Origin of the sequence: Stappia sp. MMSF_3263 (assembly GCF_030733745.1) — a bacterium.
Taxonomy (GTDB): Bacteria; Pseudomonadota; Alphaproteobacteria; order Rhizobiales; family Stappiaceae; genus Stappia.
This window is the reverse complement of record NZ_JASHIK010000002.1, coordinates 206148-228090: the sequence shown is the minus strand read 5'-3', so window position 1 is coordinate 228090 and position 21943 is coordinate 206148. Positions and strand designations below refer to the sequence as shown.

Below are 21943 nucleotides of genomic sequence, written 5' to 3'. Positions count from 1 at the left end.
AAAGCTCGGCTTTTCTCGTTCAATCGCCGTCTGGTTCTCAGATCGAGGCAAGCGCCTGGTCGAGATCGGCGATGATGTCCTCCGCGTCCTCCAGTCCGATCGACAGGCGCACCACGTCGGGACCGGCGCCCGCCGCCGTCTTCTGTTCGTCGGTGAGCTGGCGGTGGGTGGTCGAGGCCGGATGGATGATCAGCGAACGCGTATCGCCGATATTGGCCAGATGCGACAGGATCTGGCAGTTCGAAACCAGCGCGACGCCCGCCTCGTAGCCGCCGGTGACGCCGAAGGTGAAGACCGCACCGGCGCCCTTGGGCATGTATTTCTGCTGCTTGGCGTGGTTCGGATCGCTGGACAGGCCCGCATAGGAGACCCAGGCGACCTTGTCATGGGCGGCGAGGTGCTCGGCCACTTTCTGGGCGTTGTCGCAATGGCGCTGCATGCGCAGCGGCAGCGTCTCGATGCCGGTCAGCAGCATGAATGAGTTCATCGGCGAGATCGCGGGTCCAAGGTCGCGCAGGCCGAGCACGCGGCAGGCGATGGCGAAGGCGAAGTTGCCGAAGGTCTCGTGCAGCACCATGCCGGAATATTCCGGGCGCGGCTTCGACAGCATCGGATAGTTCTCGCTCGAGGACCAGTCGTAGCTGCCGCCATCGACCAGAACGCCGCCCATCGAATTGCCATGGCCGCCCATGAACTTGGTCAGCGAATGCAGGACGACGTCGGCGCCATGCTCGATCGGCCGGCACAGGTAGGGTGTCGCCATCGTGTTGTCGACGACCAGCGGCACGTTGTGCGCCTTCGCGATCTTCGAGATCGCCTCGATGTCGGTCACCACACCGCCGGGATTGGCAAGGCTCTCGATGAAGATCGCGCGCGTGCGGCTGTCGATCAAGGCCTCGAAACTCTGCGGGTTCTCGGCGTCGGCCCATTTCACTTCCCAGCCGAAGCTCTTGAAGGAATGGTTGAGCTGGTTGATCGAGCCGCCATAGAGCTTGTTGCCGGCAACGATGTTGTCGCCCGGCGTCATCATCGTGTGGAAGGCGAGCAACTGCGCCGAGTGGCCCGAGGCGACCGCGAGTGCCGCCGTGCCGCCCTCGAGTGCGGCGACGCGCTCCTCCAGCACCGCCGTCGTCGGGTTGGTGATGCGCGTGTAGATGTTGCCGAAGGCCTGCAGACCGAACAGCGAGGCCGCGTGATCGACATCGTCGAAGACGAAGGACGTGGTCTGGTAGATCGGCGTCACCCGTGCGCCGGTCGAGGGGTCGGGCTGGGCGCCGGCATGGATCGCCAGCGTCGAGAATCCGGGAATACGGTCGCTCATGAAATTCTCCTTCGGCAACAATTCGGCGGCATACTGGCCGATGCCCGTGAGGAGGTCAAAGGAAAGCGGTTTCGTTTCAGGCGTCTGAGGGGAACGGCTTTCGCCTGGAAGGTATCGCCGCCCGCGACACCGGTTCAGTCGCCGTCGCATCCCCCGTCGCTGTCGCCGAAACCCCAGCCGCCGTCACCCCCGTCATGGCCGGCATGGATCGAGCGCTCGCTGCGATAGCGGCCCTCCCGTCGGCCGACTGCGATCAGCACAAGCGCGGCGGCAACGAGCGCGACAATCGCCGCAAGGACGGTAATGTTGAAGGGGGTCATCAGGGGCGCAAGAAGCGTTTCCATCGCTTGCTGGTATCAGGCGCGTGCGAAGATTCCCTGAATCCGGACGGGGCAATGCGAAGCGTATGCGGTCATGCCACTGCAAGGTGGCGTCTCCTTCACTCCTTCCTCAGCCCTCGGTGCTGGAAGCCGCCTTTCAGGGCCGGGCGCTTCGCCGACAGGGTGCGCGAGTTGACGCCGGTCCAGCCGATCTCGCCGGAGAGCCGGCCATACTCGATCTTTGGACAGCGGTTCATCACCACCTTGACGCCGGCGTCTTCCGCAAGGGTCGCCGCTTCGTCGTTCCGGACCGAAAGCTGCATCCAGATCACCTTCGGCTGTGGCGACAGGGCCAGCGCCTCCCGCGTCACGTCAAGGGCAGCGTCAGAGTTGCGGAAGATGTCGACCATATCGATGGTGACAGGCACGTCCGCGAGGCTGGCATAGACCTTCTGGCCGAGAATCTCCTTGCCCGCATGGCCCGGGTTGATCGGAAAGACCTCGTAACCCTTCGACAGCATGTATTTCAGCACGAAATAGGAGGGCCGCACATTGTTCGGACTGGCGCCGACCATGGCGATGGTCTTCACCTCGTCGAGGATCGCGCGGATATGGGTGTCGGAATAGCTGTCATGGTAGATCGAGGTCACGGCCTTGTTCATTCCCCGGTCCATTCGGGCGCGCGCTTTTCGATGAAGGCGCCGATGCCTTCCTCCGCGTCGCGCGCCAGCATGTTCTCCACCATCACCTGTGCGCAATGGGCATAGGCGTCGGCAAGCGACATTTCCGCCTGCGCGTGGAACGCCTCCTTGCCGATCTTCAGCGTCAGCGGCGATTTTGCGGCAATGGTCTCCGCGTATTTCGCGGTCACTTGCGCCAGATAGTCGGCCGGCACCACCCGGTTGACGAGGCCGAACTCGCGCGCCGTCGAGGCGTCGATGATCTCGCCGGTGAGCAGCATTTCCATCGCCTGCTTGCGCGAAACGTTGCGGGTCAGCGCCACCATCGGGGTCGAGCAGAAAAGACCGATATTGACGCCCGGCGTGCAGAAGCGGGCCTGGTCGCTGGCAATCGCCAGGTCGCAGGAGGCGACGAGTTGCAGGCCCGCCGCCGTCGCCATGCCGTCGACCTCGGCGATCACCGGCCTGGGATGCGTGACGATGGTCTGCATCAGCGCCGCGCAGCGGTTCATCACCTCGGTGAAATAGGCGCGCCCGCGATCCGCATGCGCCCGCGCGGCCGTCATTTCCTTGAGATCGTGTCCGGCGCAAAAGACATTGCCCTCGGCCCGCAGCAGGATGACGCGCACGGCCTTGTCTCCGGCGGCTGCATCGAGCGCCTGCTGGAGAGCGGCCATCATTTCCTCCGAAAGCGAGTTTCGTCGCTCGGGCCGGTTCAGCGTCAGCCGCAACACGCCGCCGGACAACTCCCGGGCCAGCGGTCCGCAATCGCCCTTCGTTTCCGCGCTCGCGGTCCCCGCACTGGTCCCCGTACTGGTCATTGCGTCTGCTCCCTGTCGTTTCGCCCCTTATAACCGAGACGTCAGGCCCGACAAAGGAGACCTTCGTTCCCATTGCGCCTTGTCGCTTTTCACGGCTTACGTTAACGAAAGCGTCAAGACAGGAAAACAAGAGGAAACAGATCCGTGCAACCCGTGATGACCGCTGCCGAGCTGAACGCCTTTCTTGACCGCGAGTTCCCGCAGATCCATGCCGACGGCCGCATCTACGAGATCGAGGCGGTGTCACCGGGCGAGGCGGTTATCTCGGTGAAGCCGTCGGAAAGACATCTGCGCCCCGGCGGCACGATTTCAGGTCCCACCATGATGGCGCTTGCCGACCTTGCCGCCTATGCGGTGATCCTTGCCCATATCGGTCCGGTGGCGCTCGCCGTCACCACCAATCTCAACATGAACTTTCTCAGGAAGCCGGGGCCGGGCGATCTTGTCGGCACCTGCCGGCTGCTGAAGCTCGGCAAGCGTCTGGCCGTGACCGAATGCGGGATCGCGGGCAGGGGAGAGGACGATCTCGTCGCCCATGCCACCGCTACCTATTCGATCCCGCCGAGATAAACGCCGCAGGGGCTAGGGTCGAGGGGAGGACGTCGGGCGCGTTCTTCTCGGGGTGATGATACGGACGGGATGCCTTCGGAAGACGGTGCCATCGACGGAACCGCTGAAGAACTGCCGGAACTTCGACTTGTCGATCCAAAGGCATGGGCTATGCCTTTTCGACGTTACGCACCACTGCCCGGCGAACATCGAGCGTTCGACGACGCGCACGGTCTTGTCCGTGAGAGGGAAGCAGTCCGGCGAGGCGACGAATTTTCGGGATATGTAATCGAAAAGGACGGGTTTTTCGCCAATATATTCGGTGCTGAACCGGCCACTTGAAAGTCGGCGCCTATGTTGCGAATAGGCGGCCTTTGTGGTGCACGCCCAGCGGTGAGCTCCAAGTTCAGTGGCGCGCTCGAACGACATTGCGCCTGCCGGGCCGGAAACGAGGGTGCTGGCGGCAAAAGCCAAGCTTGCAATCACCAGGCAGCGAAACGTCGAAAGATGGTGAAAGTGGAATTTTGTCATCCGGATTCCTGAAAAAAGATCCAACGACTACGGTGGCATCGCGCGACGTCAGGGCAATACCCGGCAATAAAGCATGTGCAATCCATGCGGGCAATCGCCTCGATAAATACATTCCTGGCAACCCGCATGGCAGGCGCCCGATCGCAGGTGCCGTCGGCGCAGCCGAGAATTGGGATATTTTATGTGGTAAAATAGTACCGTTTTTTTAAGTTGTTGTTTTATAATGATTTATCGGTGCCATCATCCAATAATGCTGATTGACAGGCTCGGCGACTGGGCGTAAACACCCTTCCGACAGCACGCGGCCCCGGTTTCGGGATCGTTTTGCATGGAATTCGGACCGGCTCCACCATCGTTCGGGTGGGGTTCGGTCCGCGACAACAACGGATCGAACCCATGAAGACCTATTCTGCCAAGACGGCCGAGGTCGAGAAGAAGTGGATCTTGATCGACGCCGAGGGCGTTGTCGTCGGTCGTCTGGCCGCCTTCATCGCCAACACGCTGCGTGGCAAGACCAAGCCGACCTTCACGCCTCATATCGACTGCGGTGACAATGTCATCGTCATCAACGCCGACAAGGCGGTGCTGACCGGCAAGAAGTACTACGACAAGAAGTACTACTGGCACACCGGCTACCCGGGCGGCATCAAGGAGCGCACCGCGCGTGCGATCCTCGAGGGCAAGTTCCCCGAGCGCGTCCTCGAGCAGGCCGTGAAGCGCATGATGCCGGGTGGCCCGTTGAGCCGCCAGCAGCTCAGGAATCTCCGGGTTTACACCGGTGCAACGCATCCGCATGAGGCCCAGTCGCCGGTTCCGGTCGACTTCAAGGCCTTCAACGCGAAGAACGACGGAAAGAGGGCTTAACGATGGCTGAGATCCAGTCCCTCGAGGACCTCGGCGGCGCGATGGGCACCGCCCAGGCCGAAGCGCCGGTTCATGTTCAGAAGCTCGATTCGCTTGGCCGCGCCTATGCGACCGGCAAGCGCAAGGACGCCATCGCGCGCGTCTGGATCAAGCCGGGCACGGGCAAGATCATCATCAACAAGAAGGACTACCTCGCGTATTTCGCGCGTCCGGTCCTCCAGATGATCCTGCGCCAGCCGATCATGCTGACCAACCGCGACGGCCAGTACGACGTGGTCGCCACCGTTTCCGGCGGCGGTCTGTCCGGCCAGGCGGGCGCCCTGCGCCACGGCATCTCCAAGGCTCTGACCTATTACGAGCCGGAGCTGCGCGGCGTGCTCAAGAAGGAAGGCTTCCTGACCCGCGACAGCCGCGTCGTGGAGCGCAAGAAGTACGGCCGCCGGAAGGCGCGTCGGAGCTTCCAGTTCTCCAAGCGCTGATCTTTCGGGATCGCTCTTGCAAGTTTCGACGGCCCGCCTTCGGCGGGCCGTTTTGCGTTTGGGCTGCAGTGTCAATGCTGCAGTCAAGCCGGCCGGATGCGCTCGAAAAGTCCTTCGTAGCGTTCGACAAACCCGTCTGCGTCAACGTCAAGGACGGCCTCGAAGCCCGTGAAGACACCAAGGTCGATATAGCGGAACCGCGTGTCCGAGATGCGCTCGTATTTCTGGGTTGAAGCGACGACACGCATGTCTGCCGCGTTGATGTAGCAGGTCGAAAGAACCTGGCTTGAGGCCGTTCCCGCCAGCATCTGCCGGATGGGCAGCGTGTTGCAGAAGGGCGTGACCGAGAGATCCGGCTCGTCGAGCCCGTCGAGATCGGGCCGGTGATCGCCATCGACTGCCCACCCGTCACGGGTCCTCTCGAGCCGCAGACGCTGTTCATTGCTCCCCGCCAGCTTCACGACGTCAAGCGACAGGGTCCGCCAGAGCGGATCGAGCCGCCAGCGGTGGGTCAGCTGAAAGCCTCCGTCCTCAAGGCATAGGACACTCGCTTCTGCCAGCACTCCGTCGTCGTGGTGGTGCAATGCCATGCGTTCCAGGCCCGGCACGTCGACGCGCCGCCAGAACAGGATATCCGTCTTTCCGGTCACCGGGATCGCTCCAACTGGTTCAATGCCGTTCAGGCACGGCGCAGCGTTGCACCCCGGATCCGGCGCGTCCAGCTTTCACCCCTTGCGAGATGACAACAGGATGCTGGTTTCCGAACCGGCGATGCCATCGAGCAGGCGGACGGTGGAGAGGAGGCGGTCGAACGCCTCCAGCGTGTCGGTCTCCAGCTCGGCCACGACGTCCCAGCGCCCGTTGGTCGTGTGCAGGGCGCGCACTTCCGGAAACCCCTGCAGCCGCCGCACCACCGTCTCCGCGCGGTGGCCATCGACTTCGATCATCATGATCGCCCGCACTCGCCCGCCCGCCTCGTGGCTGCGCAGCCGTACGGTGAACCCCTGGATGATGCCCGCCTCGCTCAGGCGGTCGATGCGTGCCTTCACCGTTGCCCGCGACACGCCGAGATCTGCAGCGAGCGAGGCGACGGGCAGGCGCGCGTCATGACGCAGGAGGGCGATGAGTCGGCGGTCGAGGTCGTCCATCTGTGCACTTTGCTCTATCAGGCTTAGCAGATAGCCAAATCTTACATCCAATCTGTCGAAATATCACCTGTTCGTTATCCCTTCATCCGGCCATCATCCGCGCTAGGCTAGGCTGGCACGAGGCGGTTGTGGCCGGATGCGAAACGGACCGCCGACCTTCATTTGTGACAGCAAGGCAGGAGATGCACATGTCGACCGACAGGACACAGCCGATCGCACTTCTGGGAGTGCCGCTCGAGGCGGGCACCGGCCGGCGCGGCGCCGCCATGGGGCCGGCCGCCCTGCGCGTCGCGGGTCTTGCCGAACGGCTTGAGGCGCTGGGGTGGTCCGTGACCGATTTCGGAGATGTCGCACAGCTTCCCCTCGATGCGGTCGGCCGGCTCGACCTGCCGGGCAGGGCGCATGTGCCGGAGGTCGTCGCCTCCTGGGTGCGCCCGCTTGCCCGCGAGGCGCGACGCCTGTGCGACGAGGGTCATCTGCCAGTCTTCATGGGCGGCGACCATTCGCTGTCCATGGGCTCGCTTGCCGGTGTCGCCAGCCACTGGCAGGAGAAGGGGCGTCCGCTCTACGTCCTTTGGCTCGATGCCCATGCCGACTTCAACACGCCCTCGATCTCGCCCTCGGGCAACCTGCACGGCATGTCATTGGCGCTCACCGCCGGCGAGGAGGAGCTTTTCCCGGTGATGGGCGATGCCCCGCGCGCCGTCGTCGATCCGTCACGCATGTGCGTCTTCGGCGCCCGCTCCATCGACCCGAAGGAGCGCGACCTGCTGCGCCGGCGCGGCGTGACCGTCTGCGACATGCGCCAGATCGACGAGAATGGCGTCTCGCTGCTCATGCGCGACTTTCTCAAGAAGATCAAAATGGAGAACGGTGTTCTTCATGTTTCGCTTGATGTCGACTTCCTCGATCCCGGCATCGCGCCGGGCGTTGGCACCACCGTTCCCGGCGGCGCCACCTATCGCGAGGCCCATCTGGTGATGGAGCTTCTGGAGGATGCCGGCGTCACCGTTTCCCTCGACATTGTCGAGCTCAACCCCTTCCTGGACGAACGCGGCCGCAGCGCCATTGCGCTGGCCGAGCTGGTCGCCAGCCTCTTCGGCCAGGATGTCATGGACCGACCGACCCAGGCCTTTGCCTGAGGTTGAAAACCTGAATGGAGCTGACCGCGTGACCCGCTTGCCCGAAGACTATATCGCCGCCGAACACGAGCTTGGCGCGCATAACTACAAGCCGATCGACGTGGTGCTGGCGCGCGGCGAGGGCGTCTGGCTGTGGGATGTCGACGGCAACCGCTACATAGATTGCCTGGCGGCCTATTCCGCCGTCAACCAGGGCCATTGCCACCCGAAGATCCTCAAGGCCATGACCGAGCAGGCGGCGAAGTTGACGCTGACCTCGCGGGCCTTCCGCAACGACCAGCTTGCGCTGCTCTACGAGGATCTGGCCAGGCTGACTGGGGCCCACAAGATCCTGCCGATGAACTCCGGCGCGGAAGCCGTAGAGAGCGCCGTCAAGGCGGTGCGCAAATGGGGCTACGAGGTCAAGGGCGTGCCGGCGAACAAGGCCGAGATCATTGTCTGCGCCAACAATTTCCATGGCCGCACCCTCGGCATCGTCGGTTTCTCCACCGATCCGACCGCACGCACCGGGTTTGGCCCCTTCGCTCCGGGCTTTCGCGTCGTGCCCTTCGGCGATGCCGATGCGCTGGAGCAGGCAATCACGGAAAACACTGTCGCTTTCCTCGTCGAGCCGATTCAGGGCGAGGCGGGTATCCTCATTCCGCCGGCCGGCTATTTCGCCCGGGCCCGTGAGCTCTGCACCGCGAACAACGTCACGCTCATCCTCGACGAGATCCAGACCGGCCTCGGGCGTACCGGCAAGCTGCTTGCCGAGGAGCACGAGGGCATCGAGGCGGACGTGACGCTGGTCGGCAAGGCGTTGTCGGGCGGCTTCTATCCGGTCTCGGCGGTGCTCTCCAACTCCGAGGTGCTCGGCGTGCTGAACCCGGGCGAGCACGGCTCCACCTTCGGCGGCAATCCGCTCGCCTGTGCGGTCGCGCGCGCGGCTCTCAAGGCACTGGTCGAGGAAGGCATGATCGAGAATGCCGAGAAGCAGGGGCAGCGCTTTGTCGAGGGGTTGCGGTCCATCCGCTCCAACGCGGTCAGCGATGTGCGCGGCCGCGGCTTGATGCTGGCCGTCGAGCTGCACGAGGAGGCCGGCGCCGCGCGGGCCTATTGCGAGGCGCTTCGACAGGAGGGGATCCTTGCCAAGGACACCCACGACCACACGATCCGCATCGCGCCGCCGCTTGTCATCACCGCCGAGGAGGTCGACTGGGCGCTCGAGCGTTTCGAGAAGGTGCTGACCAGCGCCCGGTGACGCGTGTCAAACGCCGTCGCATTGCCAAAATTCTGGAGTAATCACGCATGATGCGTTAAGTCTCGCGAGTGCCTTGCCGGGCCGAATCGGATGCCGTGTGGTGTCGCGAAACCGCGCCGGGCAGGGATGCGCTGCGGGTGTCAGCCGCGAGCGCGGATGGGGGCGTCGCAAGGCCGCCAGCGCGTGCAAAGTGCCGGGGTTACTTGGGTTATGGCCACTGCCGTGCTGGACTTCCTGCTGTTCTACGCGGCCGCCTACGGCATCAATGTTTTTCTGTATTTCGCAACCAACCTTGCGCTGGTCGCGCTTCAGTCGCGCCATCCGGAGCGGCGCATCCAGCAGGGGCGCCGCGGCGAGACGCGGATGTGGCGCGAGATTCGCCAGAGCCTCCTGTCGTTGACGGTTACGGCGGGGTGCATCGCCGCCGGCGTCTTCGCTTCGGTGAAGGGCTTGACGTTCGTCGAGCCGCTGCCGTTGACTTGGTGGTCGGCGGCGCTGATGCTCCTCGTATCGATGATCGCCTTCGACGCTTGGTTCTACTGGGGCCACCGGCTGATGCACACGCCCTGGCTCTACCGGTTCCACGCCAAGCACCACCGGTCGGTCGCGCCCACCGTGTGGAGCACCTATAGCGACGACCTTGTCGATGCCTTTGTGATGCAGAGCTATTATCTGTGGGCCGTGTTCATCCTGCCCATTCCGGTGGAGATCCTGATCCTGCACCGGCTGTTGGATCACTTCAACGGCACGATCGGTCACTCGGGGTTCGAGTTCTACGCCTCGCGCCTGTCGCGCATGCCCTCGCCGATGGTGTGCGTCACCTTCCACGACCAGCACCATTCGCGCTTTCGCTACAACTACGCCAATTTCTTCTCGTTCTGGGATCGGGTCGGCGGCACGCTGCATCCTGAATATGATGCGGAAGTGCGCCGCTTCGAGACCACCGGGCGGGCAAGGAACGGGGGCAAATCCTCGGAAAGCTGAGGACCCGGACTAGGACGCCGTCTTGTGATGCTTTGGGGTCTGGCCCGTGTTGTCATTGTCGGGAACGGTTGTCCAGGAGCGGTAGACAGGGTGGGCATCGCGCATCTGGTCGTAGAGGGAGACCATGCCATGCAGGAAGGCGATCTTGCCGGCATAGGTCAGTACCGTTCCGATCAGCACGGCGGTCAGGTGGGTCGAGACCGCCCCCCACATACCGAGCAGGAAGCCGGCGGCCGTCAGCAGCGAGAGCAGGACCGCGCGGCGGTTGTCATCGGCTGGAATGGGAACGATACCGCGGTTGAGCCAGACCCTCTCGCCGAAGGTTGCCCGGGCGTGCCAGGTGTCAAACCGCCGCGGCGGAGGAAAGATCCTCGGATTGAACCACAGCCACAGGCAGACGGTGGCGATCAGCAGGCCGGCTAGCGGCCATCCGAACCAGGCATGCGACCAGATCGACAGGAACAGCACCGGAAGCGTTGCGAAGCGCGTCCAAACGCTCCAGCCGCTCGCATGGCGATGCCAGATATCCTGGTCCATTCCAAGCATGCGCAGCCGGCCGGCATTCATCGGCCTGTAGGCGGCGTAGTGCTTGCTCGGTTCCTTGATCCTTGCCAACTGCTGCATCGTCTTGTCGCTTGCCCGCCCCTTCGACTGCGCAATGCTCCGTGCACTGGCGTTCTGAAAGGGTCCCTCGCGGGTGTTTCGTACGGGAGGGCAGGGACATCAAAGCCGGCCGGACACGCTGTCGAGAACAGCCTGTCCCTCTGTCGCGCCCGCCCTGCCTCGGCGAGCACACAGATCCAGTCGCCTGAAACGACTGCCGCCCCTGGTTGCGTCCTTCCTCCGGCGGGAAGCTTATCGCAACTCGTTCGCCGACGCCATATCCGCGCGCGCCGTTCGCGCCAGCGGCAAAAACCTTCCTTGACGTCAGGACGGGGCTTTACGAAGCTGCCTTGACGAAGCTGCCGGGGGCATCTTCCAGGATCTTCATCCGGTAGGCGCCCGGCTTGCGGGCCTTCACGGTCTCGCCATCGAGATCGCGAATCCAGGCGTCCCAGTGCGGCCACCAGGAACCGGGATGCTCCTTCGCCTTTGCCACCCAGTCCTCGTAGGCGCCCTTGGGGCGCGGGCCTGTCCAGTACTGATACTTGTTGCGGGCCGGTGGATTGACGACGCCGGCGATATGGCCTGATCCGGACAGGACGTAGTCGACGGGGCCGCCGAAGAACTGCGAGCCCAGAAACACCGATTGCGGTGGTGCGATATGGTCCTCGCGCGTTGCAAGATTGTAGATCGGGATCTTCACCTTGCTAAGGTCGAGCCGCTTGCCGCCGATCTCCATCTCGCCCTTGGTCAACCGGTTCTCCAGGTAGCAGTTTCGCAGGTAGAACGAATGATTGGCCGCCGGCATGCGGGTGGAGTCCGAATTCCAGTAGAGCAGGTCGAAGGGGAAGGGTTCGCGGCCCTTCAGGTAATTGTTGACGACATAGGGCCAGATCAGGTCGTTGGAGCGCAGCAGGTTGAAGGCGGAGGCCATCTTCGACCCGTCGAGATAGCCCTTCTCGCCCATCCGCCGTTCCACCGCCTGGATCTGCTCCTCGTCGACGAACACTTTCAGGTCGCCTGCATAAGTGAAATCGACCTGTGTCGTGAAGAAGGTGGCGCTGGCGATCCGCGTATCGCCGGTCGCCGCCATGTAGGCGAGCGTGACGCCGAGCAGCGTGCCGCCGACGCAATAGCCGATCGCGTTGACTTCCTCGGTCCGCGTGGCCTTCTTGATCACGTCGAGCGTCTCCAGGATGCCTTCGCGCATGTAGTGCTCGAAGCCCTTTTTCGCCTGATGCTCGTCCGGATTGACCCAGGAAATGACGAAGACGGTATGGCCCTGGTCGACGGCCCACTTGATGAAGGACTTCTCCGGATTGAGGTCCAGGATATAGAACTTGTTGATCCAGGGCGGCACGATCAGAAGCGGCCGCTTCTGTACGGTCTCCGTTGTCGGCGTGTACTGGATCACCTGGCGCACGTCGTTCTGCGCGATCACCTTGCCCGGCGTCAGGGCAAGGTTGGTACCGACCCGGAACTTGGTCGGGTCCGACTGGCGGATCTTGAGCTCGCCCTTGCCCGCCTCGATGTCCTCGGCCAGCAACTTCATGCCGCGCACCAGGTTCTCGCCATTCGTCTCCAGCGTCTCGCGCAGGAGTTCCGGGTTGGTCAGCACGAAGTTCGACGGCGATAGCGCGTTTGCGATCTGCTTGACGTAGAAATCGGCCTTGTGCCGGGTGTGCTCGTCGAGGTCGCCGGTCTCGACGACAAGCTGCTCGGCCCATTGCGAGGTGATCAGGTAGAGCTGCTTGACGAAATCGAAGAACTGGTTCTCGTTCCACTCCGGGTCGCCGAAGCGCTTGTCGCGCGGGTCGGGGGCGGCGGTCGGCGTGCTTTGCTCGCCCATCATCCGCTTCAGCGAGGAGTTCCACAGATCGACATAGCGCGTCCACAGCCGCGTCTGCGCCTCCATTGCGCGCTGCGGGTCGGACATCCAGTACTCGCCGACCTGCGCCAGCGTCTTGAAGATGACTGTCATCTCATCGGCAAGTTCCGGCTTTATCTCGCCTTTTTCGCGCGGTTCCACATAGGCCGCCATGGCCTTTCCGGCGTTTTCGACGATCCGTGCGAGGTTCTGTGCGAAGGCTTCGGGATTCTTGACGATGTACTGGAGCAGGGGGCCGTGTTTCTCGTCAGTCATCCTTGATCTGTCCTCCGCTGGGCCGCGTTGGGGCGCTTTGCCGGCCGGCTCCGGTGCCGGTCTTTTGACCTTGGGCCAGTTGCCGCCATAATAGCCCTTTATGACGCGCGACTGACAAGTTGGACAATGCACCTACAATGTCGTAGGTGGCCTCTGGCTTGCAAGTGGCCTCTGGCTTGCAAACCGGGAAGCTTGGCAAATTCGGGACAGGTTCAAAAATCCATGCGCTACAGGTGTCTGGCAATCCTGCTTTTGACGTCCGCGATGGTCACCGGTTGCGCCTACGCGCCTTCCGGCACTCTGGTCGAGGCCCTGGAGCCCGAACACGCCCAGCGCGCCACACTCACGGCACCAGCCTCTCAAGCCGAACTCGCCCGTCAGCCCGCGGCCGGAGCGCCGACGGATCTGGCGGCCGGCGTGCCGGACACAAGCCTGCAATCATTGCCCCCGCCGACGGCCTATGGCCCGACGGGCGAGGCGGTCGCGGCCGTTCCCGGCCAAGCCGGACCGCTGGGCGCTGGCCAGGCGGGCGGCGGACCGGGTGTGCTTCTCTCCCGCGACCAGGCCGACGCCACCCGCGACTGGCTCAAGGGAATTGCCCAGACGCGCAGCACGGGAGCCCGGCCGCGGGCCTCCACGACGGCCAGCCAGCTGCGCGAGTTGCGCGAGAATCACGGGTCGCGCGCCATCTCGGAGATCGAGGCGGACGCGGCGGACTGAAACCGGGGCTGCCGGAGACGGATTCGCCCGGACGGCGGTGCCCCGGCGCAGTATTCTTGTCGCTGGTGTTTGGTGCTCCGGTATTTTGGCGGCTACGACCATTTTTGCCGGTGCATGCCGGCTTCGCGGCTGGTATGAAGCCGCCGTTCACGTCTGCTCGGGCAAGCATCGCCGCTGCGACGTGGGCCGAAGTCCGCTAGGCGCGCATCGACCCCGGCGCGGGCGGACACCACGCTTTGCGGGTGAGGATTGAGCCATGGAAGAGTTCTACCAGACGCGGCGGCTGCCGCCCTACGTGTTCGAACAGGTCAACCGGCTCAAGGCAAAGGCACGCGCGGGCGGCGCCGACATCATCGACCTGGGCATGGGCAATCCCGACCTGCCGACACCGAAGCACATCGTCGACAAGCTGACCGAGACGGTCCAGAATCCCAAGACCCACCGCTATTCGTCCTCCAAGGGCATTCCCGGCCTTCGCCGCGCCCAGGCCGCCTATTACGAGCGCCGCTTCGGCGTGAAGCTCGACCCGGACACCCAGGTCGTCGCCACGCTCGGCTCCAAGGAAGGCTTTGCCAACATGGCGCAGGCGATCTCCGCGCCTGGCGACGTGGTGCTGGTCCCCAATCCGAGCTACCCGATCCACGCCTTCGGCTTCCTGATGGCTGGCGCCGTGCTGCGCGCCATTCCGGCCGAACCGGGGCCGGAAGTGTTTCATGCGCTGGAACGCGCTCTGATCCATTCGGTGCCCAAGCCGATCGCGCTGATCCTGTGCTACCCGGCCAACCCGACCGCCTACGTGGCCGATATCGAGTTCTACCGGGACGTCATCGCCTTCGCCAAGAAGCATGACATCTTCGTGCTGTCCGACCTTGCCTATTCGGAGATCTATTTCGGCTCCACCCCGCCGCCCTCCGTGCTGCAGGTGCCCGGCGCCATGGATGTCGCGGTGGAGTTCACCTCGCTGTCCAAGACCTTCTCCATGCCCGGCTGGCGCATGGGCTTTGCCGTTGGCAACGAGCGGCTGATCGCGGCCCTTGCCCGCGTGAAGTCCTATCTCGACTACGGTGCCTTCACACCGATCCAGGTGGCGGCGGCCGCGGCCCTGAACGGACCGGAGGACTGCATCGTCGCGGCCCGCGAGACCTACCGCAAGCGTCGCGATGCGCTGGTCGATTCCTTCGGTCGTGCCGGCTGGCAGATCCCGTCGCCCGAGGCCTCCATGTTCGCCTGGGCTCCGATCCCGGAGAAATACCGTCACCTGGGGTCGCTGGAATTCTCCAAGCTCCTGATCGAGCACGCCGACGTTGCCGTCGCGCCGGGCCTTGGTTTCGGCGAATATGGCGACACCCATGTGCGCATCGCCCTGGTGGAAAACGAGCAGCGCATCCGCCAGGCGGCGCGCGGGCTGCGCCGCTTCCTTGAAACGGCGGACGAAAAGTTGCACAACGTCATCCCCATCGGAGCCTCGGGTTGAGGGCGTGCCGCCTCGTGCGGCGCGGCCTTCCGCAAACGGATCGCGATTTTCATGAAAGTTGACTTGCGTGTCGGCGTCGCCGGCCTCGGTACGGTTGGTGCGTCCCTCGTTCGCCTGCTGCGGCAGAAGTCCGACAGTTTTGCCGCCCGCTGCGGCCGCAAGGTCGTGGTGACGGGCGTCGCCGCGCGCGACCGCTCGCGCGATCGCGGCATCGACCTGTCGCAACTCACCTGGCACGACACCGCTACGGCCCTGGCCGTCTCGCCGGACATCGACGTTTTCGTCGAGTTGATCGGCGGCGACAGCGGCGCGGCTGAGGACAGTGTCAGGGCCGCGCTTGCCGCCGGCAAGCACGTGGTCACCGCCAACAAGGCGCTGCTTGCCCGCCACGGCGTCGCGCTTGCCCGTCTTGCCGAGGAGAATGGCGTCAGCCTCTCCTTCGAGGCTGCCGCCGCTGGCGGCATCCCGGTCGTCAAGACGATGCGCGAAGCGCTGGCCGGCAACGACATCAGCCGCATCTACGGCATTCTCAACGGCACCTGCAATTACATCCTGACCCGGATGGAGCAGGACGGCCTCGACTTTTCCGACTGCCTCGCGGATGCCCAGCGGCTTGGTTATGCCGAGGCGGACCCGACCTTCGACATCGAGGGCTTCGACACCGCCCACAAGCTCGCGATCCTCACCTCGCTCGCCTTCGGCTGCGAGATCGACGTCGATGCGATCTATCTGGAGGGCATCACCTCCATCACCCGCGCCGATATCGAGGCGGCGAGCGAACTCGGCTACCGGATCAAGCTGCTCGGCGTCGCGCAGCGCACCGAAAGCGGCATCGAGCAGCGCGTCCACCCGACCATGGTGCCGCGTGCCTCGGCCATCGCCCGCATCGACGGGGTGCTCAATGCGGTCGCCATCGACGGAGACGCGGTCGGCGAGGTCGTGCTGGTCGGCCCCGGTGCCGGCGGCAACGCGACGGCCTCCGCCGTTCTCGGCGACATCTCCGACATCGCCCGTGGCATCCACGTGCCCACGCTCGGGCGTCCCGTCGAAGAGCTGTCGCCCTACCGGGCCGCGCGCATGCGCCTGCACGAGGGTGGCTACTATATCCGCCTTGCCGTCTACGACCGTCCCGGCGCCTTTGCCGAGATTGCCCGGATCATGGCTGTAGAGGGAATTTCGCTGGAGTCCATCGTCCAGCGCGACCGCACCCGCAAGTCGGGCGAGGCGGGCGCGCATACCGATGCGCCTCAGCCTGTCATCCTGATCACGTATGAAACCACAGAGGCCGCGGTCAAGCGCGCGCTGGCGACGATCTCCGAACAGAACGTCGTTGCCGGCACGCCGCAGATGATCCGGATCGAGAAACTCGGCTGAGCCGCAAGCAAAGTCCCATATTCGAGGAACCGATGTCCAAGACCGAAACCGCCCCCAGTGAAGCTCTCGACCGCATTCTGACCCTGGAACTGGCCCGCGTCACCGAACGCGCCGCCGTCGCCGCCGCCCGCCTGCGCGGCCGTGGCGACGAGATGGCCGCCGACCAGGCCGCCGTCGACGCGATGCGCCGCGAGCTCAACTGCCTGCCGATCGACGGCACGGTGACCATCGGCGAGGGCGAGCGCGATGAGGCGCCGATGCTCTATATCGGCGAGACGGTCGGCACCGGCGACGGCCCGGCAGTGGACATCGCCCTCGATCCGCTCGAGGGCACGACGATCTGCGCCAAGAACCTGCCGAACTCGCTCGCCGTCATCGCCATGGCGCCGAAGGGCGGGCTGCTCAACGCACCCGACAGCTACATGGACAAGATCGCCATCGGTCCGGGCTATCCCGCCGGCATCGTCGATCTTGACGCTCCCGCGGTGGAGAACATCGAGGCGCTGGCCAAGGCCAAGGGTGTTCCCGTCGGCGAGATCACGGCCTGCGTTCTCGACCGTCCGCGCCATGCCCGCCTGATCGAGGAACTGCGCGCCACCGGCGTTTCCGTCCGTCTGATCGGCGATGGCGACGTCGCCGGCATCATCCACACCACCGATGCCGATGAAACCGGCATCGACATCTACATGGGCATCGGCGGCGCGCCGGAAGGCGTTCTGGCGGCCGCGGCGCTGCGCTGCATCGGCGGCCAGATGCAGGGGCGGCTGGTCATCACCCGCGACGAGCAGGTCGAGCGCGCCCACCGGATGGGCATCGACGACATCAAGCGCAAGTACACGATGGAAGACATGGCAAAGGGCGATGTGCTCTTCGCCGCCACCGGCGTCACCGACGGCAACTTCCTGCAGGGCGTGCGCTTCGGTCGCACCGACATCACCACCCACACCGTGGTGATGCGCGCGGCGACCGGAACGGTCCGTTACATCAAGGCACGCCACACCCAGCTCGAGAAGTTCCACCTCGACTGAAACGCGAGGCGCTGAAGGCGACCGCATGACCCGACCCGACCCGAGTGCCCTGTCCGACGACGCGCGTCGCCGCGTTCTCGGCGTGGTGCGTTCGGCCGGCGAGAAGGGGTGGCGGGAACGGCTCACCGCGCAGCAGGGGGCAACGGCACTTGCCATCGCGCAGCGTCTCGGTCTGCCGGAGATCGTCGCAAGGGTGCTTGCCGCCCGAGATGTGTCGCTGGAAGCGGCCGCAGGATTCCTGGATCCCACGATCAAGGACCTGATGCCCGATCCCTCGACGCTTCGCGACATGGACGCCGGCGCGGCCCGCGTCGCCGATGCGGTCATGGCGGGCGTGCAGGTTGCGATCTTCGGCGACTACGATGTCGACGGCGCCACCTCCTCGGCGTTGCTGTCACGCTATCTGGCCGCGCTCGGCACGCAAAGCCGCATCCATATTCCCGACCGCATCATTGAGGGCTACGGGCCGAACGGCCCGGCGATCCGTATGCTGCGGGAGGAGGGCGCCGGCCTGCTCGTCTGCGTCGACTGCGGCAGCACGTCCTTCGAGGCTTTCCAGGAAGCTCGCGTCGTCGGGCTGGACGTGGTCGTGCTCGATCACCACCAGGTCGGCGAGGAGCTTCCCCCGACCGCCGCGCTCGTCAATCCCAACCGCCAGGACGACCTTTCCGGCCTTGGCCATCTGGCCGCCGTCGGTGTCACCTTCGTCTTTGTCGTCGCGCTCAACCGCGAACTGCGCCGGCGGGGGTTCTTCCGGGCGCGTCGCGAGCCGGATCTTTTGTCGCTTCTGGATCTCGCCGCCGTCGGCACGGTCTGCGACGTGGTGCCTCTCAAAGGCCTCAACCGGGCCTTCGTGCGCAAGGGACTGCTGGCGCTGCATGGTCGCGCCAATGCCGGCCTTGCGGCCCTTGGCGATGTCGCCCGCATCCACGGCCCGCCGACGCCCTATCACCTCGGCTTCATGATCGGCCCGCGCATCAATGCCGGCGGACGCATCGGCGATGCGGCGCTTGGCGCGCGGCTGCTCACCACAAGTGACATGGACGAGGCGCGCGGCATTGCCGAGCGGCTCGACGCGCTCAACGGCGAACGCCAGGCGATCGAGGCGGAGATGCTGCAGGAGGGTGACGCCCAGGCACTCGTTGCCGTCGAGGCATCCGACCCGGCCGTGCTGCTCACCGGTGCGGATGGCTGGCATCCCGGCGTCGTCGGGCTGGTCGCCTCGCGCCTGAAGGACCGCTACCGCCGTCCGGCCTTCGCCATCGCCTGGGACGTCGACGGCAAGGGCACCGGATCGGGCCGCTCGATACCCGGCGTCGATCTCGGTGCTGCCGTGCGCAAGGCCGTCGAGGAAAAGCTCCTGGAAAAGGGCGGCGGCCACGCCATGGCGGCCGGTCTTACCGTGCGCCGCGAGCGGCTCGCCGATCTCGCGGCTTTCCTCGACGAAAGGCTCAAGGCCGATGTCGAGACGGCCCGCGCCACGACGGAGCTCAAGATCGACGGCGCGCTGACGGCAAGTGCCGCGAGCGTCGAGCTCATCCATGCGCTGGAACAGGCCGGCCCCTTCGGCGCAGGTCACCCCGAGCCGGTCTTCGCCTTTCCCAGCCATCGCATTTCCTATGCCGACGTGGTCGGCAAGGGCCATGTCCGGCTTACGCTGGGCGATGGCGGCGGCGGCTCGCTCAAGGCCATCGCCTTCAAGGCGGCCGACACGCCGCTCGGCCAGGCGATTCTCGAGGGTCGCGCCGCGCCGCTGCATGTTGCCGGTTCGCTCTCGATCGACAGCTGGCAGGGGCGCGAGCGCGTCCAGCTTCGGGTCATCGACGTGGCGGATCCGCGCAAGGTCCGTCATTGACGTCCTGCCACGCCGGCAGGCTGGTCACGCCGGACCTGCAAGCTCCGTGAGCGCGCTGGCGACATCGTCCGTTTGCGGCCGGCTGCCGATGCCCGACAGCGCGGCTCGTGCAAGCCTCAAGCCTGCCCGCAGCGCCGCGGCCTCGCCGCATCCGCCCAGCATCGCGTGAAGGTATCCGGCGGCGAAGGCATCGCCTCCGCCGGTGCGGTCGACCGGCGTCACGGGGTCGGGCCGGGCGGTGATCGTCTCCCCGCCGCGATGGCAGGCGACGCCCTTGTCGCCCTCCGTCACGATCAGTCGCCTTGTCCCGCCTGCATGGGCCTCGGCGAGCAGCGCCGCCAGATCCGCCGCGCCGGTGGTTTTCAGGGCAGCGTCCAGTTCGTCCCCGTTGGTGAAGGCGATGTCGGGATCGCGCAGCAGCTCCAGGCTGACACTGCCGTTGAGATCGGTCGAGATGCTTGCCTGCGCGAGATCCGCGCGCCGGCCCCCTTCGAACAGCAAGGCGTGAAGGGAGGGTGCGAAATGGACGTGGTCGACACCTGAAAAGCTGATTCCGGCTGCAAGCGCGCGCCAATGCGCGTCGACCCCGCGTGGCCCGCCGCAGACCATCGCCTTCCTCGTGCCGCCGGTGAAGATCGAGGCGACCGAGGGCCCGACATCCGGAAGGTGGGCAATTCCGGTGACATTGACACCCGCATCGGAGAGGAACCCGGTCGCCATCCGCGACAGGGGATCCGTTCCCGTGACCGCGTGAAAGCTCACGTCATGGCCGAGCCGGGCGAGCCAGTGGGCGACATTGGCCGGCGCGCCGCCGCCCGCGATCGTCATCTCGGGGGTCTGCACCTTCTCGTGCTGACGCGGCAGGCGCGCTACGCGGTAGAGGATGTCGACGCCGAGATTGCCGAGGATCGCGATGCGGCTCATGCGCCGACCTTGCCGCTGAAGGCCGCCATGATGAAGCGCTGCGCGAAGGCGAAGAGCACGAGCACGGGCAGGGCCGAGAGCAGGGCGACCGCCATCATCGGCCCCCACAAGGGCTCCACGTCATCGAGCGAGGTGAAGGCCTTGAGGCCGATGGCGAGCGTCCGTTTTTCCGGCGAGTCGAGCACAAGCAGGGCCCACAGATAGATGTTCCATGCGCCCATGAAGCTCACCACCGCGAGCGAGGCGACAGCGGGCAGCACATTGGGCAGCGCGATCTGGAAAAATTGCCGGAACGGGCCGGCATTGTCGAGCCTTGCCGCCTCGAACATCTCGGGCGGCAGCGTCTTGAAGGCCTGGCGGGCGAAGAAGACGTAGAAGCCCACATAGGCGATCGAGGGGACGATCACCCCGGCGCGCGTATCGTACCAGCCGGTCAGCGACACGCCCACATAAAGCGGGACGATGCCGATGGCCACCGGGAAGGCCATGGTCGCGATGATGGCGCGAAACAACCACTCGCGCCCCGCAAAGCGCAGATGCGCGAAGGCAAAGCCCGCCGGGAAGGCGATGGCGAGCTTGCCGAGCGTGACGAGGCTGGCGATGACGAGCGAATTGACCAGCCAGGCGCCGACCGGTTGCTCGGAAAAGGCCTTGCGGAAATTGGCGAGCGAAGGCTCGTCGGGCCAGAAGCGGAACGCCTTGGTGAGCACCAGTTCGTTCGGCGTGAAGGCCGTCGTCATCATCCAGAACAGCGGAAAGACGGCGAGCAGGGTCGCCACGGCAAGCAGCACATGGCTCACCGGTTGGCGGCGCGCGAAGGCATCAGCTTTCATAATGGACCTTTCGCTCCAGCAGGCGGAACTGCGCCCAGGTGACCGCGAGCACGAGCACGATGATGATCACCGAGGCGGCACTTGCCTGGCCGAACTGGAAGTATTTCAGCCCCCGTTCGAACATGTAGTAGAGGATGTTGGTCGAGGAGCCGTAGGGGCCACCGCCCGTCAGCACGTCGATCACGCCGACAATGTCGTCGAGAACGCCGAAGCTGGTGGTGACGGCCACAAAGAAGAAAGTCGGCGAGATCAGCGGCAGCTCGATCGTCCGGAACCGGGTGAAAGGCCCCGCCTTGTCGATGGTCGCGGCCTCCAGGATGTCCTTCGGAATGCTGACCAGGGCAGCGAGGAACAGCAGCATGTTCAGCCCGAACGTCTTCCAGAAGGTGACGATCGCGACCGTCCACAGCGCCAGGTCCGGGTCCGTGTACCAACGGCTCGGCGCATGCCCGAGCGTCGTCAGCACCGTGTTGAGAAAACCGTTCAGCGGATCGAACAGCCACAGCCATGCGATGCCGGCGGTCGAGTAGGCGAGGATCGTCGGCAGGAACAGAAGCGGCTTGTAGATCCGGCCCGCCCGGCTTTCGCCGACCCGCAGAAGGAGCGCGGCGAGCGCTAGTGGAATGACGATCTGCGCCGGGATCAACACGATGCAATAAAGAGCCGTGTTCCAGGCCGCCTCCCGGAAATACGGATCGCCGAGCACCTGGGCGTAATTGTCCAGCCCGACGAAGCGCGCCTCCGGGTGGATGAAGTTCCAGTCGGAGAAGGACAGGCCGACGGAAAACAGCACCGGGGCGTAAAGGAACACGGCGACGAAGACGATGGCTGGCCCCGTCAGCAGATACGGGGCCAGCATCGTCATCGCGGTCCGCACACGGGCGCGGGTCATGATGGGCTTTCTCGTCTC

Annotated in this window: 23 protein-coding genes; 11 read left to right on the top strand and 12 right to left on the bottom strand. The window is 65.1% G+C overall.

From position 1 onward, the window contains the following. Positions 1-37: 37 nt before the first annotated feature. The 4 genes from RBB46_RS03890 to RBB46_RS03875 all read right to left on the bottom strand — a co-directional run bounded on the left by RBB46_RS03890 (position 38) and on the right by RBB46_RS03875 (position 3142). The gene (locus tag RBB46_RS03890) at positions 38-1321 is read right to left on the bottom strand and encodes an O-acetylhomoserine aminocarboxypropyltransferase (protein WP_306027569.1); all 1284 of its coding nucleotides are present in this window, start codon (positions 1319-1321) and stop codon (positions 38-40) included. A gap of 134 nt (positions 1322-1455) precedes the next feature. Next, positions 1456-1665 (bottom strand): hypothetical protein, encoded by a 210-nt coding sequence (locus RBB46_RS03885; RefSeq protein WP_306027568.1) that lies wholly within the window; start codon positions 1663-1665, stop codon positions 1456-1458. 95 nt (positions 1666-1760) lie between these two features. After that, complete coding sequence (locus RBB46_RS03880; RefSeq protein WP_306027723.1) at positions 1761-2282, bottom strand: CoA-binding protein; 522 nt, start codon at positions 2280-2282, stop codon at positions 1761-1763. Between the two features lie 17 nt (positions 2283-2299). Continuing rightward, entirely contained in the window at positions 2300-3142 is an 843-nt protein-coding gene (locus RBB46_RS03875) for an enoyl-CoA hydratase (protein WP_306027567.1), read from the bottom strand. A gap of 156 nt (positions 3143-3298) precedes the next feature. On the opposite strand from RBB46_RS03875, the gene RBB46_RS03870 reads away from it, so the two are divergent. Then, a complete protein-coding gene (locus tag RBB46_RS03870; RefSeq protein ID WP_306027722.1) occupies positions 3299-3712 on the top strand; it encodes a PaaI family thioesterase in 414 nt (137 codons plus the stop codon). Between the two features lie 12 nt (positions 3713-3724). On the opposite strand, the gene RBB46_RS03865 is transcribed toward RBB46_RS03870, so the two are convergent. Further along, on the bottom strand, positions 3725-4222 hold the full coding sequence (locus RBB46_RS03865; protein WP_306027566.1) for a hypothetical protein: 498 nt from the start codon (positions 4220-4222) through the stop codon (positions 3725-3727). A gap of 396 nt (positions 4223-4618) precedes the next feature. Between RBB46_RS03865 and rplM the strand changes: the two genes are divergently transcribed. Further along, positions 4619-5086, top strand: coding sequence for a 50S ribosomal protein L13 (gene rplM / locus RBB46_RS03860; protein ID WP_306027565.1), 468 nt, complete (start codon positions 4619-4621; stop codon positions 5084-5086). Positions 5087-5088: 2 nt separating this feature from the next. Beyond that, entirely contained in the window at positions 5089-5565 is a 477-nt protein-coding gene (rpsI, locus tag RBB46_RS03855) for a 30S ribosomal protein S9 (RefSeq protein ID WP_306027564.1), read from the top strand. Positions 5566-5648: 83 nt separating this feature from the next. Here rpsI and RBB46_RS03850 read toward each other — a convergent pair whose 3' ends face one another. Both RBB46_RS03850 and RBB46_RS03845 read right to left on the bottom strand, forming a co-directional pair. Then, a complete protein-coding gene (locus RBB46_RS03850) occupies positions 5649-6215 on the bottom strand; it encodes a putative glycolipid-binding domain-containing protein (protein WP_306027563.1) in 567 nt (188 codons plus the stop codon). Between the two features lie 75 nt (positions 6216-6290). After that, a complete protein-coding gene (locus RBB46_RS03845; RefSeq protein ID WP_306027562.1) occupies positions 6291-6713 on the bottom strand; it encodes an Lrp/AsnC family transcriptional regulator in 423 nt (140 codons plus the stop codon). Between the two features lie 188 nt (positions 6714-6901). Here RBB46_RS03845 and rocF point away from each other — a divergent pair, with 188 nt between their 5' ends. The 3 genes from rocF to RBB46_RS03830 all read left to right on the top strand — a co-directional run bounded on the left by rocF (position 6902) and on the right by RBB46_RS03830 (position 10079). Continuing rightward, positions 6902-7855 carry an arginase gene (gene rocF / locus RBB46_RS03840; protein WP_306027561.1) on the top strand — a complete coding sequence of 318 codons (954 nt, stop codon included), beginning with the start codon at positions 6902-6904 and terminating at the stop codon, positions 7853-7855. A gap of 37 nt (positions 7856-7892) precedes the next feature. Next, positions 7893-9095: an ornithine--oxo-acid transaminase gene (gene rocD / locus RBB46_RS03835; RefSeq protein WP_306027721.1), complete on the top strand. Its 1203-nt coding sequence runs from the start codon at positions 7893-7895 to the stop codon at positions 9093-9095. A gap of 210 nt (positions 9096-9305) precedes the next feature. Continuing rightward, positions 9306-10079: a sterol desaturase family protein gene (locus RBB46_RS03830; RefSeq protein ID WP_306027560.1), complete on the top strand. Its 774-nt coding sequence runs from the start codon at positions 9306-9308 to the stop codon at positions 10077-10079. A gap of 9 nt (positions 10080-10088) precedes the next feature. Here the strand turns inward: RBB46_RS03830 and RBB46_RS03825 are convergent, their stop codons facing one another. Together RBB46_RS03825 and RBB46_RS03820 are read right to left on the bottom strand one after the other, a co-directional pair. Further along, positions 10089-10703 (bottom strand): DUF6653 family protein, encoded by a 615-nt coding sequence (locus RBB46_RS03825; protein ID WP_306027559.1) that lies wholly within the window; start codon positions 10701-10703, stop codon positions 10089-10091. Positions 10704-11019: 316 nt separating this feature from the next. Next, a complete protein-coding gene (locus tag RBB46_RS03820; protein ID WP_306027558.1) occupies positions 11020-12825 on the bottom strand; it encodes an alpha/beta hydrolase in 1806 nt (601 codons plus the stop codon). 222 nt (positions 12826-13047) lie between these two features. Here RBB46_RS03820 and RBB46_RS03815 point away from each other — a divergent pair, with 222 nt between their 5' ends. From RBB46_RS03815 to recJ, 5 genes are all read left to right on the top strand, one after another. Beyond that, entirely contained in the window at positions 13048-13545 is a 498-nt protein-coding gene (locus RBB46_RS03815; protein WP_306027557.1) for a hypothetical protein, read from the top strand. A gap of 256 nt (positions 13546-13801) precedes the next feature. Then, positions 13802-15019 carry an LL-diaminopimelate aminotransferase gene (locus tag RBB46_RS03810; protein ID WP_306027556.1) on the top strand — a complete coding sequence of 406 codons (1218 nt, stop codon included), beginning with the start codon at positions 13802-13804 and terminating at the stop codon, positions 15017-15019. A gap of 51 nt (positions 15020-15070) precedes the next feature. Then, entirely contained in the window at positions 15071-16393 is a 1323-nt protein-coding gene (locus RBB46_RS03805) for a homoserine dehydrogenase (RefSeq protein ID WP_306027555.1), read from the top strand. A gap of 32 nt (positions 16394-16425) precedes the next feature. Further along, positions 16426-17421, top strand: a complete 996-nt coding sequence (gene glpX, locus RBB46_RS03800) for a class II fructose-bisphosphatase (protein WP_306027554.1) — start codon at positions 16426-16428, stop codon at positions 17419-17421. Positions 17422-17446: 25 nt separating this feature from the next. Then, positions 17447-19276 (top strand): single-stranded-DNA-specific exonuclease RecJ, encoded by a 1830-nt coding sequence (recJ, locus tag RBB46_RS03795; RefSeq protein WP_306027553.1) that lies wholly within the window; start codon positions 17447-17449, stop codon positions 19274-19276. Positions 19277-19300: 24 nt separating this feature from the next. Here recJ and RBB46_RS03790 read toward each other — a convergent pair whose 3' ends face one another. From RBB46_RS03790 to RBB46_RS03780, 3 genes are read right to left on the bottom strand one after another with little or no spacing between them, the layout of a single operon-like run. Then, a complete protein-coding gene (locus tag RBB46_RS03790) occupies positions 19301-20200 on the bottom strand; it encodes a carbohydrate kinase family protein (protein ID WP_306027552.1) in 900 nt (299 codons plus the stop codon). Continuing rightward, positions 20197-21033: a carbohydrate ABC transporter permease gene (locus RBB46_RS03785; RefSeq protein ID WP_306027551.1), complete on the bottom strand. Its 837-nt coding sequence runs from the start codon at positions 21031-21033 to the stop codon at positions 20197-20199. The genes RBB46_RS03790 and RBB46_RS03785 overlap by 4 nt, the downstream gene beginning before the upstream one ends. Beyond that, positions 21023-21925, bottom strand: coding sequence for a carbohydrate ABC transporter permease (locus tag RBB46_RS03780; protein ID WP_306027550.1), 903 nt, complete (start codon positions 21923-21925; stop codon positions 21023-21025). Before RBB46_RS03780 ends, RBB46_RS03785 begins: the two co-directional genes overlap by 11 nt. Positions 21926-21943 lie beyond the last annotated feature (18 nt).

Excerpts from the sequence above, each read along its gene's own strand:
- RBB46_RS03890 (WP_306027569.1), bottom strand. The coding sequence starts at position 1,321 with ATGAGCGACCGTATTCCCGGATTCTCGACGCTGGCGATCCATGCCGGC.
- RBB46_RS03885 (WP_306027568.1), bottom strand. The coding sequence starts at position 1,665 with ATGGAAACGCTTCTTGCGCCCCTGATGACCCCCTTCAACATTACCGTC.
- RBB46_RS03875 (WP_306027567.1), bottom strand. The coding sequence starts at position 3,142 with ATGACCAGTACGGGGACCAGTGCGGGGACCGCGAGCGCGGAAACGAAG.
- RBB46_RS03870 (WP_306027722.1), top strand. The coding sequence starts at position 3,299 with ATGACCGCTGCCGAGCTGAACGCCTTTCTTGACCGCGAGTTCCCGCAG.
- RBB46_RS03865 (WP_306027566.1), bottom strand. The coding sequence starts at position 4,222 with ATGACAAAATTCCACTTTCACCATCTTTCGACGTTTCGCTGCCTGGTG.
- rplM (WP_306027565.1), top strand. The coding sequence starts at position 4,619 with ATGAAGACCTATTCTGCCAAGACGGCCGAGGTCGAGAAGAAGTGGATC.
- rpsI (WP_306027564.1), top strand. The coding sequence starts at position 5,089 with ATGGCTGAGATCCAGTCCCTCGAGGACCTCGGCGGCGCGATGGGCACC.
- RBB46_RS03845 (WP_306027562.1), bottom strand. The coding sequence starts at position 6,713 with ATGGACGACCTCGACCGCCGACTCATCGCCCTCCTGCGTCATGACGCG.
- rocF (WP_306027561.1), top strand. The coding sequence starts at position 6,902 with ATGTCGACCGACAGGACACAGCCGATCGCACTTCTGGGAGTGCCGCTC.
- RBB46_RS03830 (WP_306027560.1), top strand. The coding sequence starts at position 9,306 with ATGGCCACTGCCGTGCTGGACTTCCTGCTGTTCTACGCGGCCGCCTAC.
- RBB46_RS03825 (WP_306027559.1), bottom strand. The coding sequence starts at position 10,703 with ATGCAGCAGTTGGCAAGGATCAAGGAACCGAGCAAGCACTACGCCGCC.
- RBB46_RS03820 (WP_306027558.1), bottom strand. The coding sequence starts at position 12,825 with ATGACTGACGAGAAACACGGCCCCCTGCTCCAGTACATCGTCAAGAAT.
- RBB46_RS03815 (WP_306027557.1), top strand. The coding sequence starts at position 13,048 with ATGCGCTACAGGTGTCTGGCAATCCTGCTTTTGACGTCCGCGATGGTC.
- RBB46_RS03810 (WP_306027556.1), top strand. The coding sequence starts at position 13,802 with ATGGAAGAGTTCTACCAGACGCGGCGGCTGCCGCCCTACGTGTTCGAA.
- RBB46_RS03805 (WP_306027555.1), top strand. The coding sequence starts at position 15,071 with ATGAAAGTTGACTTGCGTGTCGGCGTCGCCGGCCTCGGTACGGTTGGT.
- glpX (WP_306027554.1), top strand. The coding sequence starts at position 16,426 with ATGTCCAAGACCGAAACCGCCCCCAGTGAAGCTCTCGACCGCATTCTG.
- recJ (WP_306027553.1), top strand. The coding sequence starts at position 17,447 with ATGACCCGACCCGACCCGAGTGCCCTGTCCGACGACGCGCGTCGCCGC.
- RBB46_RS03790 (WP_306027552.1), bottom strand. The coding sequence starts at position 20,200 with ATGAGCCGCATCGCGATCCTCGGCAATCTCGGCGTCGACATCCTCTAC.
- RBB46_RS03785 (WP_306027551.1), bottom strand. The coding sequence starts at position 21,033 with ATGAAAGCTGATGCCTTCGCGCGCCGCCAACCGGTGAGCCATGTGCTG.
- RBB46_RS03780 (WP_306027550.1), bottom strand. The coding sequence starts at position 21,925 with ATGACCCGCGCCCGTGTGCGGACCGCGATGACGATGCTGGCCCCGTAT.